Origin of the sequence: Sphingorhabdus contaminans (assembly GCF_007280415.1) — a bacterium.
Lineage (GTDB): Bacteria > Pseudomonadota > Alphaproteobacteria > Sphingomonadales > Sphingomonadaceae > Sphingorhabdus_B > Sphingorhabdus_B contaminans.
Genome location: NZ_VKKU01000001.1, coordinates 893,794 through 910,823 on the forward strand (window position 1 = coordinate 893,794; position 17,030 = coordinate 910,823).

At 55.6% G+C, this 17,030-nt stretch carries 13 protein-coding genes and 1 pseudogene; 8 read left to right on the forward strand and 6 right to left on the reverse strand.

The genetic code is table 11. From position 1 onward, the window contains the following. Genes era through lepB form a run of 3 tightly spaced genes read right to left on the reverse strand, consistent with a single transcriptional unit; the run spans position 1 to position 2,440 of the window. Entirely contained in the window at positions 1-894 is an 894-nt protein-coding gene (gene era / locus FOM92_RS04420) for a GTPase Era (protein WP_143775554.1), read from the reverse strand. Continuing rightward, a complete protein-coding gene (gene rnc, locus FOM92_RS04425) occupies positions 891-1,559 on the reverse strand; it encodes a ribonuclease III (protein ID WP_246087143.1) in 669 nt (222 codons plus the stop codon). The genes era and rnc overlap by 4 nt, the downstream gene beginning before the upstream one ends. After that, positions 1,556-2,440, reverse strand: a complete 885-nt coding sequence (gene lepB / locus FOM92_RS04430) for a signal peptidase I (protein WP_281285555.1) — start codon at positions 2,438-2,440, stop codon at positions 1,556-1,558. Before lepB ends, rnc begins: the two co-directional genes overlap by 4 nt. 111 nt (positions 2,441-2,551) lie before the next feature. On the opposite strand from lepB, the gene pgi reads away from it, so the two are divergent. Continuing rightward, the gene (pgi, locus tag FOM92_RS04435; protein WP_143775557.1) at positions 2,552-4,054 is read left to right on the forward strand and encodes a glucose-6-phosphate isomerase; all 1,503 of its coding nucleotides are present in this window, start codon (positions 2,552-2,554) and stop codon (positions 4,052-4,054) included. A gap of 97 nt (positions 4,055-4,151) precedes the next feature. Beyond that, positions 4,152-5,498, forward strand: coding sequence for a glutathione-disulfide reductase (gene gorA, locus FOM92_RS04440; protein ID WP_143775558.1), 1,347 nt, complete (start codon positions 4,152-4,154; stop codon positions 5,496-5,498). Here gorA and FOM92_RS04445 read toward each other — a convergent pair whose 3' ends face one another. From FOM92_RS04445 to FOM92_RS04455, 3 genes are read right to left on the reverse strand one after another with little or no spacing between them, the layout of a single operon-like run. Further along, complete coding sequence (locus tag FOM92_RS04445) at positions 5,499-6,125, reverse strand: glutathione S-transferase (RefSeq protein WP_143775559.1); 627 nt, start codon at positions 6,123-6,125, stop codon at positions 5,499-5,501. It lies immediately after the preceding gene. Between the two features lie 4 nt (positions 6,126-6,129). Next, the gene (gene trhO / locus FOM92_RS04450) at positions 6,130-7,068 is read right to left on the reverse strand and encodes an oxygen-dependent tRNA uridine(34) hydroxylase TrhO (RefSeq protein ID WP_143775560.1); all 939 of its coding nucleotides are present in this window, start codon (positions 7,066-7,068) and stop codon (positions 6,130-6,132) included. Positions 7,069-7,095: 27 nt separating this feature from the next. Beyond that, positions 7,096-8,502, reverse strand: a complete 1,407-nt coding sequence (locus FOM92_RS04455) for a helix-turn-helix domain-containing protein (RefSeq protein WP_143775561.1) — start codon at positions 8,500-8,502, stop codon at positions 7,096-7,098. Positions 8,503-8,643: 141 nt separating this feature from the next. Between FOM92_RS04455 and FOM92_RS04460 the strand changes: the two genes are divergently transcribed. The 6 genes and pseudogenes from FOM92_RS04460 (at position 8,644) to FOM92_RS04485 (ending at position 17,024) form a co-directional block, all read left to right on the forward strand. Beyond that, complete coding sequence (locus FOM92_RS04460) at positions 8,644-10,170, forward strand: acyl-CoA carboxylase subunit beta (protein ID WP_143775562.1); 1,527 nt, start codon at positions 8,644-8,646, stop codon at positions 10,168-10,170. Positions 10,171-10,179: 9 nt separating this feature from the next. Then, positions 10,180-10,617: a methylmalonyl-CoA epimerase gene (mce, locus tag FOM92_RS04465; RefSeq protein WP_143775563.1), complete on the forward strand. Its 438-nt coding sequence runs from the start codon at positions 10,180-10,182 to the stop codon at positions 10,615-10,617. Positions 10,618-10,656: 39 nt separating this feature from the next. Then, on the forward strand, positions 10,657-11,439 hold the full coding sequence (locus FOM92_RS04470) for an enoyl-CoA hydratase-related protein (RefSeq protein ID WP_143775564.1): 783 nt from the start codon (positions 10,657-10,659) through the stop codon (positions 11,437-11,439). Between the two features lie 84 nt (positions 11,440-11,523). After that, complete coding sequence (scpA, locus tag FOM92_RS04475; protein WP_143775565.1) at positions 11,524-13,647, forward strand: methylmalonyl-CoA mutase; 2,124 nt, start codon at positions 11,524-11,526, stop codon at positions 13,645-13,647. 114 nt (positions 13,648-13,761) lie between these two features. Continuing rightward, the gene (gene bioB, locus FOM92_RS04480) at positions 13,762-14,769 is read left to right on the forward strand and encodes a biotin synthase BioB (protein WP_143775566.1); all 1,008 of its coding nucleotides are present in this window, start codon (positions 13,762-13,764) and stop codon (positions 14,767-14,769) included. A gap of 232 nt (positions 14,770-15,001) precedes the next feature. Next, positions 15,002-17,024 (forward strand): annotated as a pseudogene (locus tag FOM92_RS04485) (ATP-binding protein). Positions 17,025-17,030: the final 6 nt, after the last annotated feature.

Genomic DNA, 17,030 nt, shown 5'->3' on the forward strand with positions numbered 1-17,030 from the left:
CTACTCCACCCATTCCAGCCCGATATCCCGATACAGACTGCGGTCTTCGTCCCATTTTGCGTGGACTTTGACATGCAGATAAAGGTGCACGCGCACGCCCATCAATTTTGACAGCTCGGTCCGTGCAGCCTCGCCGATTGCTTTAATACGGGTCCCGCCCTTTCCCAGAACGATCGCTCTTTGCGTAGGGCGAGCCACCAATATCTGTTGATGGATTTCGAGCGATCCATCCTCCCGCTCAATATATTTTTCGGTTTCAACCGCACTGGCATAAGGCAGCTCTTCATGAAGCTGCAGATAGAGCTGTTCACGCGTGATTTCCGATGCAATCAGGCGGTCGGTAGCATCAGATACCTGGTCTTCCGGGAAATGCCATTCGCCCTCCGGCATGGCATTGGCCAGCGCATGTTTAAACTCTTCCAACCCATCACCAGTGGTCGCGCTGATGTAGTAGATTTCCTCGAACGCACAGATATCTGTAATCTTTGACGTCAGCGACAGAAGTTTTTCCTTGGCCGCGATATCGACTTTGTTCAGTACAAGCCATTTGCGCTCGGGCCGGTCTTTCAGACTTTGCAGAATCTTCTCGACCTTCGGTCCTGCGCCCGCCCTGCCATCGACAATGAGCGCAATGAGATCGGCATCGCCGGCACCGTCCCAGGCCGCAGCGACCATCGCCCGGTCCAGACGGCGCTGTGCGGCGAAGATTCCCGGCGTGTCGACCAATATGATCTGTGTTTCCCCTTGCAAGGCGACGCCCAGCATGCGTGTCCGGGTGGTTTGGGCCTTAGGACTTACAATAGCGACCTTTTGCCCGACCAACGCGTTTACGAGCGTCGATTTACCAGCATTAGGCGCACCAATAATGGCGACATGACCGCATTTTCTGGTCATGCGTAAGCCTCCAGAAAGGCGAGGGCAGCGGCCGTTTCGGCGGCCTGCTTGCTGTTGGCCATCGCGCTGACCGGATCAAATCCCTTGACGGTAACGGTAATTTCAAAGCGCATGGCGTGAGGTGGGCCTTCCTTCTTTGTGATTTGGTAATCGGGTACTTTACGCCCATTGGCCGCGCACCATTCCTGCAGCGCGGACTTTGGGTGTTTGGGCGCGCCTTGCGCCGTTTCGATCATTGTGCCCCACAGCCGTTCAATCAAAATGCGCGCGGCATCAAGACCATGATCAAGATAAAGCGCACCGATTATCGCCTCCATTGCATCGCCCAGCACGTTGTCGCTTTGTTGCGCCCCATCGTCTCGGGCCTGTTTACCGAGCCGGATATAGCTGTTGAGATTGATCTGCCGTGCAATTTCGGCGCATGTACTGCCCGCAACAAGTGCGTTCAAGCGATGCGAAAGGCGGCCCTCTGCTTCATCCGGATAACGGCGATAGAGCATTTCCGAAATGACCAGCCCCAAAATGCGATCGCCGAGAAACTCCAGACGCTGATAGTCCGGTTGACCTGTGCTTCCGTGGGTCAGGGCACGGTTATACAGTTCGATATCTACAGGCTTTTCCGGCAGCAGATCAGCCAGCCAGTCGGCTTGGGACTTCTCGGTCAAAATCCTTGTCCAATCCGTTCTGGCCGCGCGGCGCTGAACCATGTCCAGGGCAAAATCCAGCGTGAGGATCCGTCAGTCGAAAACACCGTTACCAGCGCACGTCCGACCAGATATTCCTGTGGAACGATACCGATGGCTTTGCCGTCCGCCGGAAAGCGGCTGTCGGCACTGCGGTCGCGATTGTCCCCCATCAGGAACAGCATGCCCTCGCCAACGACAAAGGCTTCGGTGTCATCACCCGGCAAAGCGTCGTCGAGGTCCAGAATTTCATAGGATTTACCCTCGGGAAGCGTCTCCCGGTAGCGCGGATAACGGCATTGTGTGCCGCCATTCTTCGCCGGTTCTTCAAAATCCGGACGCCAGCAAGGAAATTGTGTCCCTTCAAGCGATGCGGCTTCTTTCATATTGTCTGTGACAGGAATGACCAGATCGGCGATGCGCTCTTTCTTGACAGCTATACCGTTGATTTCAAGCACGCCGGCGCGCATCTGGATTACGTCGCCGGGCAGACCGATGACCCGCTTTATATAATCATCCTTCAGCGATGGTGGTGCCTTGAACACGACCACATCGCCCCGCTTGGGCTCTGATGCGAATATCCTGCCCGGTATCAGCGGCAACGAAAAAGGAAGGCTGTATTTCGAATAGCCATAGGGCCATTTCGCGACCAGCAAATAATCACCGATCAACAACCGGGGTTGCATGGATTCAGAAGGAATATTGAATGGCGAGACGATGAAACTGCGCAGGATAAATACGAACAGGGCGAGTTTCAGTAGAAATGTTCCATATTCGCGCCATTCCGACGCTGATTTGCCTCCTGCATCGGCACTTTTCCCGTGAACGGCGGCACCTTCGGGTTGTTCTATCGTTGATGTCACATAATCTCGCAAATTAACTGTCATTTTCGGACGTAAGGACTGGCCTTCTAATGCCAAGCCGCGCTATTGGCCAGTGCCGAGATTCCAACATGAAATAAGCTAGGATTACAAATGACCGACAGCAACTGGACGCAACTGGAAAACCATAAGGCGCCAGCCCTCCTTTCTTTGTTCGAAAGTGATGCGGATCGTGTTGCCAAACTGACGGTCGAACTTGCTGGAATCCGCTTTGATCTGTCCAAGACCCATCTGGATGACACTTTGTTGCCCGGCTTTTCGGCTCTGGCGGATGAAACTCAATTGGTGGCTGCAAAAGAGGCTTTGTTCAGCGGTGCAATTGTCAATCCCACCGAAGGACGGGCGGCGGAACATTCTGCGGAGCGTGGCACCGGTAATCCGGATGCTGTCGCCCATGCGCGCGAATTGCACAACCGGATGCGCAGCCTGATCGACGCGATCGACGCCGGAGCGCTTGGTGAGATCGAGCATGTGCTGCATATCGGCATTGGCGGCTCGGCGTTGGGTCCCAAATTGTTGATGGACGCGTTGGGCCGGGAAGATGTCCGCTATAATGTAAAGGTCGTCTCCAACGTCGATGGCGCGGCATTGACCGAGGCGGTTGCAACCATGGATCCTCACAAGACCATCGTTGCTGTGGCATCAAAAACATTCACGACCACAGAAACACTGCTCAACGCCAGCAGCGCGATCGAATGGATGCGTAAGGGGGGTGTTACAGACCCCTATTCGCAATTTGTCGCACTGACCGCCTATCCTGAAAAAGCGATTGAGTGGGGCATCGACGAAAGCCGTGTCCTGCCATTCAATGAAGCGGTCGGCGGACGCTATTCATTGTGGTGTTCCATCGGTTTTCCCGTCGCACTCGGACTGGGATGGGCAGCTTATGAAGAACTGCTGGAAGGTGCCGCCGCTATGGACAGGCACTTTCGCACGGCGCCTACTTTGGAAAATGCGCCTACTTTGGCGGCATTTTCCGATCTCTATTATGCCCAATGCCGCGGTTGCCAGACCCGTGCGGTTTTTGCCTATGACGAGCGGCTACGCTTGCTTCCGGATTATCTCCAGCAATTGGAGATGGAATCGAACGGCAAATCGGTGACGACACAAGGCGCACCACTCGGCCGCCACAGTTCGCCTGTCACATGGGGCGGCGTGGGTACCGATGCACAGCATGCCGTTTTCCAGCTTTTGCATCAGGGCACGCATTTGATCCCCGTCGAATTCATTGCCAGCAAGACACCCGGGCATGATTTCGACAGCGCGCATCACGAGGCTCTATTGGTCAACTGCTTTGCACAGGGTGCCGCGTTGATGACCGGTCGTGCTTCCGATGACCTTGCCCGGAATTATGAAGGAAACCGGCCGTCTACAACATTGCTTCTGGACGATGTGACCCCGGGTACGGTTGGTGCGTTGATTGCTTTTTACGAGCATCGCACCTTTGCAAATGCAGTGATGCTGGGGATTAACCCGTTCGACCAATTCGGTGTGGAACTGGGCAAGCAGATCGCCAAAGAAATCGGAGAAAACGGCCCAAGCGGCTTTGATCCATCAACGACCGCATTGATCGAGGCGGCGTTGGGGGATTTGTAACGTTGATTGTATGTATCGATAACTGTGGCGAACAAAAGCCATTGGTGACCGTCTTTCCTGAACCCCACATGGGTTCGTGAACTGAAAGCAATATTCCATGTCCGACTTTGACTATGATCTTTTCGTAATTGGCGCAGGATCCGGCGGGGTTCGTGCCTCCCGCATTGCGGCTTCGCATGGCGCTCGCGTTGCAGTGGCGGAGGAGTACCGAGTCGGCGGGACATGTGTCATTCGCGGATGCGTTCCTAAAAAACTGCTCGTCTATGGGTCGCATTTTGCCGAAGATTTGGCGGATGCACGACGTTTTGGCTGGGATACCGATGGCGCAACATTTGATTGGCCGACGCTGCGCGATAATGTCGCTGCGGAGGTGGACAGACTGGAAGGCCTGTACGGCCAGACATTTACAAACAACAAGGTCGAAGTATTCCATGAACGCGCGACACTATCGGGACCGCACAGCGTAAAGCTGGCAAGCGGACGCGAAATTTCGGCAGGTACAATTTTGATCGCTACCGGCGCATGGCCGTCCATACCAAATGTGCCCGGTGCGGACCTTGGCATTACATCAAATGAGGTTTTCCATTTGCCCGCGCTGCCCAAGCGCGCCGTGATCGCAGGCGCAGGTTATATCGCCAATGAATTTGCAGGCATTTTCAACGAGCTGGGCGTGGAGGTAACTCTCGTCACACGTGGCGACAAAATGTTGCGCAGCTATGATCAGGAAATTGTCGAGAAACTTGTCGGTATTAGCCGGGAAAAGGGCATCGATATCCGTATGAACTTCCCGTTCAAGGGTGCGCAGAAGCAGGCAGATGGCTCAATCCTGATTGACGGCGGCGATGCCGGAACAATTGAAACTGACCTGTTGATGTGGGCAATTGGTCGTGTGCCCAACACGGCAAATCTGGGCCTTGAAGTTGTGGGTGTTGCGGTCGATGCTGCGGGGGCGGTTGTCGTGGGCCCGGATAACCGGACAAATGTCGAAAGCATTTATGCCGTCGGGGATGTAACGAACCGCGTTCAGCTTACACCTGTAGCCATTCGCGAAGGGCATGCCTTTGCGGATAGCGTCTTCGGCAATAACCCGCGGACGATCGACTATAGCTGTATTCCCACTGCGGTGTTTTCCAACCCTCCCATTGCGGGCGTGGGCATGACCGAAGAAGAGGCGCGGGCTAAACTTGGAGATATCAAAATCTACCGCAGTGATTTCCGGGCGATGAAAAATGTGCTGGCTGGCCGGGATGAGCGTGCGCTTTACAAGATGATCGTCGACGGCGCGACCAACAAAGTTGTCGGGCTGCACCTCATTGGACCTGACAGCGGGGAAATATTGCAAGCCGCAGCGATCGCCGTGAAGGCGGGACTTACCAAGCAGGCGTTTGATGACACCGTCGCACTGCATCCCAGTATGGCGGAAGAGCTTGTCCTGATGAAATGATCAGGGAAAATAGGTTGGCGGATCGCCCGTGCGCCATTGCGGATAACGTGTCATGATGGCGCGAAACAGCGGTGAAGTGACGAGATTTTCCAGCCAACGCTTCAAATCGGGCAACGGCAATGCATCGAACCAATTCGGGTCCGTTGCGGCAAACTGACGGACAAACGGGAACAATGCGATATCGGTAAAGGCCGGTCGTCCTGGTCCCAGATAACCGCCGTTGACCACCCGCTCGTTCAACAATTCCAGATGCGCCAAGGCTGCATCGCGGTTGGCAATTCCATCCGGCAAATCATAACGGCTCGGATATTTGTAACGGTCCAGATGGTGCTTAAACGGACCATCATTTGTGACGATCAGTTCTTCATCAACATGGTCAAGCCAGAGTTCCGGATCATTATGCGCAAGCGCCCAGCGCATGATGTCGAGACTTTCGTCCAGCACGCGTGCACCATCCACCAATACGGGTACCGTCGCTTTGGGTGATGCTTCGTGCAGTTCCTGTGGCTTGTCGCGCAATACAACTTCGCGAAGTTCTACATTTACTCTGCTGACTGCAATCGCCATCCGCGCCCGCATCGCATAGGGACAGCGACGAAAACTGTAGAGGAGAGGTCGGGCTGACACGGCCTTAGGACGCGCGCGGATTGACGCCGATATGCTGCTTGCCCCGCTTTGACGCGAGCGCAATCTGTTTCTGGCGTTCGGCGTAGCGCTGACGATCAGATTCGCTTCGCTTGTTGAAACAGACAGGGCACGAAACGCCTTCCTGATAAGCAGGTGAACGCTTGTCTTCTTCCGAAATGGGGTGGCGGCATGCGCGGCAGAGTTCCTTGCTGCCGAGCTCAAGGCCGTGCTTTACCGATACGCGGTCATCAAACACGAAACATTCACCCTGCCACTTGCTTTCTTCTGCGGGAACGGTTTCGAGATATTTCAATATGCCGCCTTCGAGATGGTAGACCTCGTCTATCCCTTCGGCCTTCAGAAAGGCCGTCGATTTTTCACAGCGGATCCCGCCGGTGCAGAACATGGCAAATTTGGTTTTACCTTGTGCCAGACTTTCCCGGTTTTCCCGAAACCATTGGGGAAAATCGCGAAAAGCTTTGGTGCGTGGATCGATCGCGCCTTCAAAGGTACCAATGGCCACTTCATAGTCATTACGCGTATCGATCAGCACCGTATCCGGATCCGTAATCAGTGCGTTCCAGTCCTCCGGCTGTACATAAGTGCCGACTTCCCGCGTGGGATCAATGCCCTCGACACCCAGCGTCACGATCTCTTTTTTCAAACGGACTTTCATCCGGTAAAAGGGCATTTCTTTCGCATGGGAGTACTTGACATCCAGATCGGCGCAGCCCGGCAATGTCTTCAGAAAAGCGACAACTGCATCGATACCTTCCGCATTCCCCGCAATGGTGCCATTCACTCCTTCATGCGCGATAAGGATGGTTCCCTTGATGCCATGCGCATTGCACAGTTCCGCAATCTGGGGTTGGAGACGGGCAGGCTCGTCAAAGGCGGCGAAACGATAGAGCGCGGCCACCTTGATAGGATAGGGTTGGGACATGGCGCGCCTATAGGCAATCAAGGCTTTTCAGGCAATGCGGTACGGTACAACGTCGCGCAGGTTGGGATCAACGATAATCGCCCGGTCGCTCGGCGGGAAGGCGCGCTGGTCACAATCATTTCGCGGGCAAATACGGCATGAGGCGCCGATAGGCGTAGCCGCCTGAGGCGAAGCGAGGTCGAGGCCGTCGGCATAGATAAAATCCCGCGCATGTTCGATCTCGCAACCCAATGCCACCGCATAACGGCGCGGGGCGCGGGCATAGCTTCCCGAGGGTTTAACGAGCCCCTTGGCCATGGACACATAACGGACACCATCGGGCGTTTCTGCAAGCTGGACCAGAATACGGTCCGGAATGGCAACAGCCTCATGCACAATCCACAAGGGACAGGCACCACCGAAGCGCGCAAATTGCAAGCGCGTGGCACTATGGCGTTTTGTGATGTTGCCGGCCATGTCAACGCGGCAGAAAAAGAAGGGTAGGCCGCGCGCACCCGAACGTTGCAAGGTAGAAAGCCGATGGCAGGCCTGTTCAAAGCTGACACCGAAAACCTGTCGCAGCCGGTCGATATCGTGGCGCAAGTTGCGGGCCTCTTGGCGGAAGCGGTTATAGGGCATTAGCAGCGCTCCCGCCGCATAATTTGCAAGGCCCACGAACAGCAATTGCTGCGACGAATGATTGCGAAGCCCGGCACCTTCGACAATCGCGGAAATGTCATCCCGTAATGCCAATGCGACAAGTTGGTGTGCCAGTTGAAATCTTTGGCTTTCCGCCGGTTGGCTCTGGTCAATCTGCAATTCGCCGGCACCGCTATCATATTGGCGCAAGCCCGAATGTGCAGTGTAAATGAGCGATATTGCCAACGCGTCGCGCAGATAGCCTTCAATGGCATCAGCCGATGGCGAAACGGTTTTGCCCGTCAGCTTTTCCGCGAGATCTTCGGCAGCACGGTCCAGCCGGTCGACATAATTCCCTGCCATATGAAACCAGTCGCGGACCTCTTCCCAGGGGAGGCGGCTCCCGCCCGCATTTTCGCTCGCCAGTGCTTCGTCGACGATCTGAAGCCTTTCACCCGTCCGACGATAGGCAGCGTGCAGGGCGACAAACTGGTCGGCCAAAGCCGGTTGTTGCTCGGCAATGCGGGTTAACTGGTCAACGGACAGGGGCGCTGGAAAAAGCGGATCGCTCGCTGCTTCCCGCAGCGCCGCGAAGCGCCGGGTGGTCGCATCTTCCTCGACATCTTGCCAGTCCATCGGGAAATCGCGGGACAGCATCTCAAAAAGAGTGGGGGTAAGTGGACGATCATCATGTTCCAGTTGTGAAAGGTATGATACGGAAATTCCCAATTGGGCGGCCATTTCCGATTGCTTCAATCCTCGGGCAGTGCGGAGATTTCGCAACTGCGTTCCTGCAAAAACCCGGCGCCTTGCCATAATGTCCCCTAACTCTGCTTAAGCCATAAGTTCTGCAGTGTAGTTTAGTTTGCAAAATGGCACTTCGCAACTTTGCAAATTCACATTGGACTTTGCCCTGTATCTGACGCAAGAAGCCCACTTGGATTATGGGGGATTGCCATGTCGGCAAACATTGCTGAACTTGAAAAAAGACGTGCCGCTTCGAAAATGGGCGGTGGGCAGAAGCGTATTGATGCACAGCATGCGAAAGGCCGACTGACGGCGCGCGAGCGAATTGATATCCTGCTGGATGAAGGGTCGTTCGAAGAGCTGGGCGCCTATGTCGAACATAATTGCACGGATTTCGGCATGGCCGATCAGAAGATCCCGGGCGATGGTGTCGTTACCGGCAGCGGCACGATTAACGGCCGTCTTGTCTACGTCTACAGCCAGGATTTTACCGTGTTCGGCGGCTCACTTTCCGAAGCGCATGCCATGAAAATCTGCAAGGTCATGGACAATGCAATGAAGGTCGGCGCGCCGGTCATCGGTCTGAACGACAGTGGCGGCGCACGTATTCAGGAAGGCGTGGCGAGCCTTGGCGGCTACGCCGAAGTGTTCCAGCGCAACGTGCTTGCGTCCGGTGTCGTTCCGCAGATCAGCCTTATCATGGGCCCCTGTGCAGGTGGCGCCGTATATTCCCCGGCGATGACCGACTTTATCTTCATGGTCAAAGACAGCAGTTACATGTTCGTCACCGGCCCGGACGTGGTCAAGACCGTCACCAACGAAGTCGTAACGCAGGAAGAACTTGGCGGCGCCGTGTCACACACGACAAAATCGGGTGTGGCCGACAATGCGTTTGAGAATGATATTGAGGCGTTGCTGTCGGTACGCGACTTTTTCGATTACCTACCGGAAAACAATCGCAGCGGGGTTCCTGAACGTCCGACGGAAGATCCATGGGACCGGATGGAGCCCAGTCTCGACACGCTGATCCCGCCCAGTGCGAACCAGCCCTATGATATGCATGAACTCATCCGCAAAACGGTGGATGAGGGTGATTTCTTTGAAGTGCAGCCTACCCATGCGGCGAACATCATCATTGGTTTCGGCCGTATCGAGGGACGGACCGTTGGCATTGTCGCCAATCAACCCATGGTACTTGCCGGCGTGCTGGACATTAACAGCAGCCGGAAAGCGGCGCGTTTTGTGCGTTTTTGTGATGCCTTTGAAATTCCGATCGTGACCTTTGTCGACGTTCCCGGTTTCTTGCCCGGTACGGCGCAGGAATATGGCGGCATTATCAAACATGGTGCCAAGCTGTTGTTCGCTTATGCCGAGGCAACGGTACCGAAAATCACCGTTATCACGCGCAAAGCCTATGGCGGTGCCTATGACGTGATGGCGTCCAAGCATCTGCGCGGTGATTTGAACTATGCATGGCCAACAGCCGAAATTGCGGTGATGGGCGCAAAAGGCGCGGTGGAGATCATCTTCCGCGGATTGGGTCCTGAAGAAATTGCTGAGAAAACCAAGGAATATGAAGACCGCTTTGCCAATCCATTCGTGGCGGCCAGTAAGGGTTTCATCGACGAAGTAATCTATCCGCATTCGACGCGCCGGCGCATAGCGCTTGGTTTGCGGAAATTACGGAACAAGGGGTTGGAAAATCCCTGGAAGAAGCATGACAATATTCCGTTGTGAGGATTTCTCATGAAACTAGGTCGCCTCAACCATATCGGCGTCGCAACGCCCTCCATCGCTGATAGCATTGTCTTCTATCGCGATGTGATGGGTGCAACGAAAATCCATGAACCCTTCGATCTTCCCGAACAGGGCGTCAAAGTATGCTTTGTCGATACACCGGGTGCGGATGGAGCTTTGAACGGGACGCAAATCGAGTTGATTGAACCATTGCCCGGAAATGCATCTATCGCCGCTTTTCTGGAAAAGAATCCCGCCGGTGGACAGCATCATGTCTGTTATGAAGTGCCGGATATCCATGTTGCAAAGGCCGAGTTTGAGGCGCTGGGCAAACGGGTACTGGGCGAGCCGCGCATTGGTGCGCATGGCACGTTGATATTCTTTGTACATCCCAAGGATATGGGGGGTGTATTGACCGAGATTATGGAAACACCGGAACATCATTAAATGGCCCGTCCCGTTCGCGGGAAAGGGAAGGGAGCAAGAATGACTTATACCACGATAAATCTGGATGTCGTTGACCAGATCGCGACGATTACACTGAACCGGCCCGAGCGGCTCAATGCCTGCTCGCTCGATATGGCCGACGAGATTTCGGATGCTCTGGACCGTCTTGAAGATGCGCGTGTGCTTGTTATCACCGGCGCCGGTCGTGCCTTTTGCTCGGGCGCCGATCTTGCCGCGCGCAGTGATCGTCCGGTTACGGGCGGGCAGGGCAGCTATATTGCGCTAACCGAGAAATATAATCCGATGATCACCAAATTGCTGCGGCTCAACATACCGGTTATTACTGCAATCAATGGGCCGGCTGCTGGTGTGGGATGTTCCATCGGCCTTGTCGGTGATTTTGTGCTGGCGGGCAAAAGCGGTTATTTCCTGCAGGCATTCGTCAATATTGGTCTGGTTCCCGATGGCGGTTCGACATGGCTGTTGCCGCGGCTAGTTGGAAAGGCACGCGCCACACAAATGATGATGCTGGGCGAAAAGATTTTTGGTGAGCAAGCCGCAGATTGGGGTTTGATCTACAAATGTGTTGCTGACGAAGCGCTTGCCGACGAAACCAAGGCGCTCGCAGCACGGCTCGCAACGGGGCCGACCCTGGCCTATGCCACGATGCGTAAGAATATTTTGACCGCACTTGAACATGGTCTTGCCGACACATTGCAGGCCGAAGCCGAAGGCCAGCGGATTGCAGGCTCCAGCGCAGATGCCCGCGAAGGCGGGATTGCATTCCTACAGAAGCGCAAGGCGGAGTTTAAGGGAGCTTAGATCTCTCTCTCACCAACTATAACTGGCCTGTAAGCGGGCAGGTTTTCGTGTCCTCTCCCGATGGGAGAGGGGGATAAGGGCAAAATGACAAGTTACGACGATTGGAAAAAGGCGGCGGATAAGGAGGTCAAGGGCAAGGACCTGACCTGGCACACGCCAGAGGGTATTGCCGTCAAACCGCTCTACACCGCCGACGATGCAGGCGATCCGGGCCTGCCCGGTTTTGCGCCCTTTACGCGTGGCGTGCGTGCATCCATGTATGCAGGACGCCCCTGGACCATTCGCCAATATGCGGGTTTTTCGACCGCGGAGGAATCCAACGCATTTTATCGCCGTAATCTGGCCGCGGGACAAAAGGGGCTTTCGGTTGCGTTCGACCTTGCGACCCACCGTGGCTATGACAGCGACCATCCTCGCGTTGTCGGTGACGTTGGCAAGGCCGGTGTTGCGATTGACAGTGTCGAGGATATGAAAATCCTCTTTGACGGCATCCCGTTGGACCAGATGTCGGTCAGCATGACGATGAACGGCGCGGTTATTCCCATCCTCGCCTTCTTCATTATCGCAGGGGAAGAGCAGGGCGTTGCGCAGGCGCAGCTGGATGGAACCATACAGAATGATATTCTGAAGGAGTTCATGGTCCGGAACACATATATCTATCCGCCCGAACCATCGATGCGGATTGTGTCCGACATTATCGCCTACACCAGCGCACATATGCCGAAGTTCAACAGCATTTCGATCTCCGGCTACCATATGCATGAAGCCGGGGCGACGGCGGTGCAGGAACTGGCCTTCACCATCGCGGACGGCAAGGAATATGTGCAGCGCGCTATGGCGAGCGGCCTTGACATTGATGCCTTTGCCGGGCGGCTGTCCTTCTTCTTCGGCATCGGCATGAACTTCTTCATGGAGGTGTCAAAACTTCGGGCAGCCCGCACGCTTTGGCACCGGGTCATGGATGGGCTGGGTGCAAAGGACGAACGTTCCAAGATGCTTCGGACCCATTGCCAGACATCCGGCGTGTCGTTGCAGGAGCAGGATCCGTATAACAATGTGATCCGTACCACGATCGAGGCGATGGCCGCGACCCTGGGCGGTACCCAGTCGTTGCACACTAACGCGCTTGACGAGGCGATTGCATTGCCCACGGACTTTTCCGCGCGGATTGCCCGCAACACGCAGATTGTGCTGGCGGAAGAAAGCGGAATCACGAAAGTCGTCGATCCGCTGGGTGGTTCCTATTATGTCGAGGCACTGACCGCCGAGCTGGTCGATCAAGCCTGGAAAATCATCGAGGAAGTGGACGCCTTAGGCGGCATGACCAAAGCCGTGGCATCGGGCATGCCCAAGCGCTTGATCGAGGAGGCAGCCGCAGCGCGGCAGGCGCGTGTCGATAAAGGGGAAGACGTCATTGTCGGCGTCAACAAGTATAAGCTGGCGAGTGAAGAGCAACTTGATACGCTGGAAGTGGATAATGATTTCGTGCGGCAGGGCCAGATCGCACGGCTCGCCAAGACCCGTGCTGCCCGTGATGAGGTAGCATGTCAAAATGCGTTGAAGGCCCTGACCGAAGGGGCAAAGAGCAACGGGAATCTGTTGGCACTTGCGGTGGATGCCGCCCGCGCCCGTGCAACTCTCGGTGAGATTTCCGATGCGATGGAGGCTGTGTTCGGCCGTTATGCGACGACACCGGTTCCGGTGCAGGGCATATATGGCAGCGCGCACGAGTTTGACACACGCTGGGCACAGGTTCTGGATGGCGTAAAGGCCGTTGAACGGCGTCTGGGGCGCAAACCCAAACTGCTCGTCGCCAAGATGGGGCAGGACGGTCATGACCGCGGCGCCAATGTGATCGCGTCGGCCTTTACCGATATGGGCTTTGAGGTGATCAGCGGACCGCTGTTCCAGACTCCGCAGGAAACGGTCGTTCTGGCCCTTCAGCATGATGTCGACGCCGTCGGTGCGTCCAGTCTGGCCGCCGGACACAAGACCTTGATCCCGGAACTGATTAAGGGTCTTCGAGAGGCGGGCCGCGGGGATATCAAGGTAATTGCGGGTGGTGTTATCCCGCCACAGGATTACGACTTCCTGCGTGAGGCTGGCGTTCAGGGCATCTATGGCCCTGGCAGCAACATTGTCGAATGCGCGGTGGATGTACTGACTTTGCTGGGGCACAATATGCCGCCAATCGGTGAAGCCGCTTGATAATGCTTTTCTTGGCCCGGCGCGAAGAAATGGCGACAAGAGGCGTCATACCAAAACCCCTAGCGGCACATAAATGTCCGCCATCATCATGAATTTAAGAGGCAAGTAAAAGAAATGACTGTCCGTACCGACTGGACCCGTGAAGAAATCGCCGCGCTGTTCGACCTGCCCTTTGACGAGCTGGTTTATCAGGCTGCGACCGTTCATCGCGCGCATCATGCCGTTGGGGAAATCCAGCTATGCACTTTGCTGAGCATTAAAACCGGCGGATGCCCCGAAGATTGTGGCTATTGCAGCCAGTCGGTGAAGGCCGACAGCGGGGTCGAGGCGACCAAGCTGATGGACGTCCAGGCCGTTTTGCAAAAGGCCGCACAAGCCGCCGATGCGGGATCGCGCCGTTTTTGCATGGGGGCCGCATGGCGAAACCCCAAAGACCGCGACATGCCCGCAATTGTCGAAATCGTGAAGGGCGTGCGGGACATGGGCATGGAAACCTGCATGACCCTTGGCATGCTGACCCCGAAACAGGCGGAGATGCTCGCCGAGGCCGGACTCGACTATTACAACCACAATATCGATACCTCGCCCGAGCGTTATAACGAGATCATTACGACGCGCACCATGGAAGACCGACTTGAAACGCTCGACCATGTACGCAAGGCTGGCATCAATGTGTGCAGCGGCGGCATTGTCGGGATGGGCGAAACGCGCGCCGATCGCGTCGGCTTTATCCATACCTTGGCGACATTGGAACAACATCCCGAGAGCGTTCCGGTCAATGCGCTTGTGCCCGTAAAGGGAACAGTGCTCGGCGATATGCTGGCCGACACACCATTGGCAAAGATCGACGATATTGAATTTGTCCGCACGATTGCTGTCGCACGTATCACCATGCCGATGAGCATGGTCCGACTGAGTGCAGGACGCGAAAGCATGTCGGAAGCGACGCAAGCGCTGTGCTTCATGGCGGGCGCCAATAGTATCTTTACGGGCGACAAGTTGCTGACGGCGGCCAACGCCGGAGATGACAAGGATGCCGCGATGCTCGCAAAGCTGGGGCTTGTGCCGATGGTGGCAGAAGAACCGCTGAGGGCGTGCAAGACGTTGGAGGCGGCGGAGTGATGCATAGACGTACAGGGCTCTTTGTCTTTTTCTCTTTTAGTTATTGGCTAATCGCATTGCATTTATGCGGAGCGCTGAGCTTCGCTTCGATATGTCATTATCCCGATGAGCCCGGATGCCAAACGGACATGACATTGCCGATTGTGGTCATTTCGATTTTCACCATAACATACTGTTTTATAATTTTATACTTCACACGGCATATTCGCCGGATACGGAGCAAGGTGCGCTAATGTTCAAAAAAATTCTCATAGCTAACCGTGGTGAAATCGCGTGCCGGGTTATAAAAAACCGCGCGCCGCATGGGCATACAGACGGTCGCGGTCTATTCGGATGCCGATGCGCGGGCACCTTTTGTGCAGATGGCGGATGAAGCGGTCCATATTGGTCCTTCACCTGCTGCCCAGTCCTATCTGATTGCCGAAAAGATCATCGAAGCGTGCAAGACCACTGGTGCGGAAGCGGTGCATCCAGGATATGGTTTTCTGTCGGAACGCACCAGCTTTGCCGAGGCATTGGAAGCAGAGGGCATCGCTTTTATCGGCCCGCCGGTTAATGCGATTGCCGCCATGGGCGACAAGATCGAATCCAAAAAGCTCGCCATGCAGGCGGGCGTCAACGTCGTACCGGGCTTTGTTGGGGAAATTGACGATACCGAACATGCGGTGCGGATCTCCGAAGAGATCGGATATCCGGTGATGATGAAGGCCTCCGCTGGCGGCGGCGGCAAGGGTATGCGGCTTGCCTATAGCGAGCAGGACGTCCGCGAAGGTTTTGAGGCGGTCAAACGCGAAGGTCTCAACAGCTTCGGCGACGACCGTGTGTTTATCGAGAAATTCATACTCAATCCCCGCCATATCGAAATCCAGATACTGGGCGATAAGCATGGCAATATTCTCTATCTGAATGAACGCGAATGCTCGATCCAGCGCCGTCACCAGAAGGTCGTTGAAGAAGCCCCGTCGCCTTTTGTCACGCCCAAAATGCGCAAGGCCATGGGTGAACAATGCGTCGCGCTTGCACGGGCGGTCGGCTATTATTCGGCAGGCACGGTGGAACTGATCGTGTCCGGCGCCGACCCGAGCGGCGAGAGTTTCTATTTCCTTGAAATGAACACCCGTTTGCAGGTGGAGCATCCTGTTACCGAATGCATCACAGGCATTGACCTCGTCGAACAGATGATCCGCGTCGCTTACGGCGAAAAGCTGTCCATGACGCAGGATGATATCAAGATCGACGGTTGGGCAATTGAAAACCGTGTGTATGCAGAGGATCCCTACCGTGGGTTCCTGCCTTCGACCGGTCGTCTGACGCGCTATCAACCCCCTGTTGCTGGCTGGACGGATGATGGCGCCGAAAATGGCCGCCGCGGTGTTGGTGGTATCCGCGTTGATGACGGCGTTTATGACGGCGGTGAAGTCAGCATGTTCTATGATCCGATGATCGCGAAGCTGATAACCTGGGGTCCGAACCGCGACGTGGCTGCGGATTTGCAGATCGCTGCGCTGGATCGTTTCGAGATTGAAGGTCTGGGTCACAATATCGACTTTGTCAGTGCGATTATGCAGCACCCGCGTTTTCGATCCGGCGAATTGACGACCGGCTTCATCGCAGAGGAATATCCGGACGGGTTTCATGGGGCAGCGGCAGACGCTGGCCTTATCAAGTCACTCGCGGCGATCGCCGGCTTTATTGCAACGGCAGAAGCCGATCGCGCACGTCAGGTCGACGGACAGCTGGGCGGCACGCTTCCGCCACCATCGCGCTGGCAGGTCAAGATCGGCGATGCGGTGCATGACATTGAAATGGACGATGGGGCTATCGTCGTCGACGGTGAAGAATTTGCCCTGTCGATGGAATATGTCCCGGGCGACCGCTTGGTGGAAGCGGAAGTCTGGGACGAGGAACTGGCGGTCAAGGTTGTGAAGACCCGGACAGGCTTTAAGCTAACGACCCGGGGTGCAAGCCATGTTGCCCGCGTCTTGCCTGGACATATCGCGCATCTTGCATCGCATATGATCGAGAAGATTCCGCCTGATTTGTCCAAATATCTGATCTGCCCGATGCCGGGCTTGATCACCGCCGTGCATGTATCTGTCGGTGACAAGGTCGAGGCGGGACAACCGCTTGCTATTGTCGAGGCGATGAAGATGGAAAATATCCTGCGCGCGGAAAAGGCAGGCGTGGTAAAGAGCATTCACGCCAGCGCGGGTGAAAGCCTTGCCGTTGATGCGGTGATATTGGAAATGGAGTAACTCAAC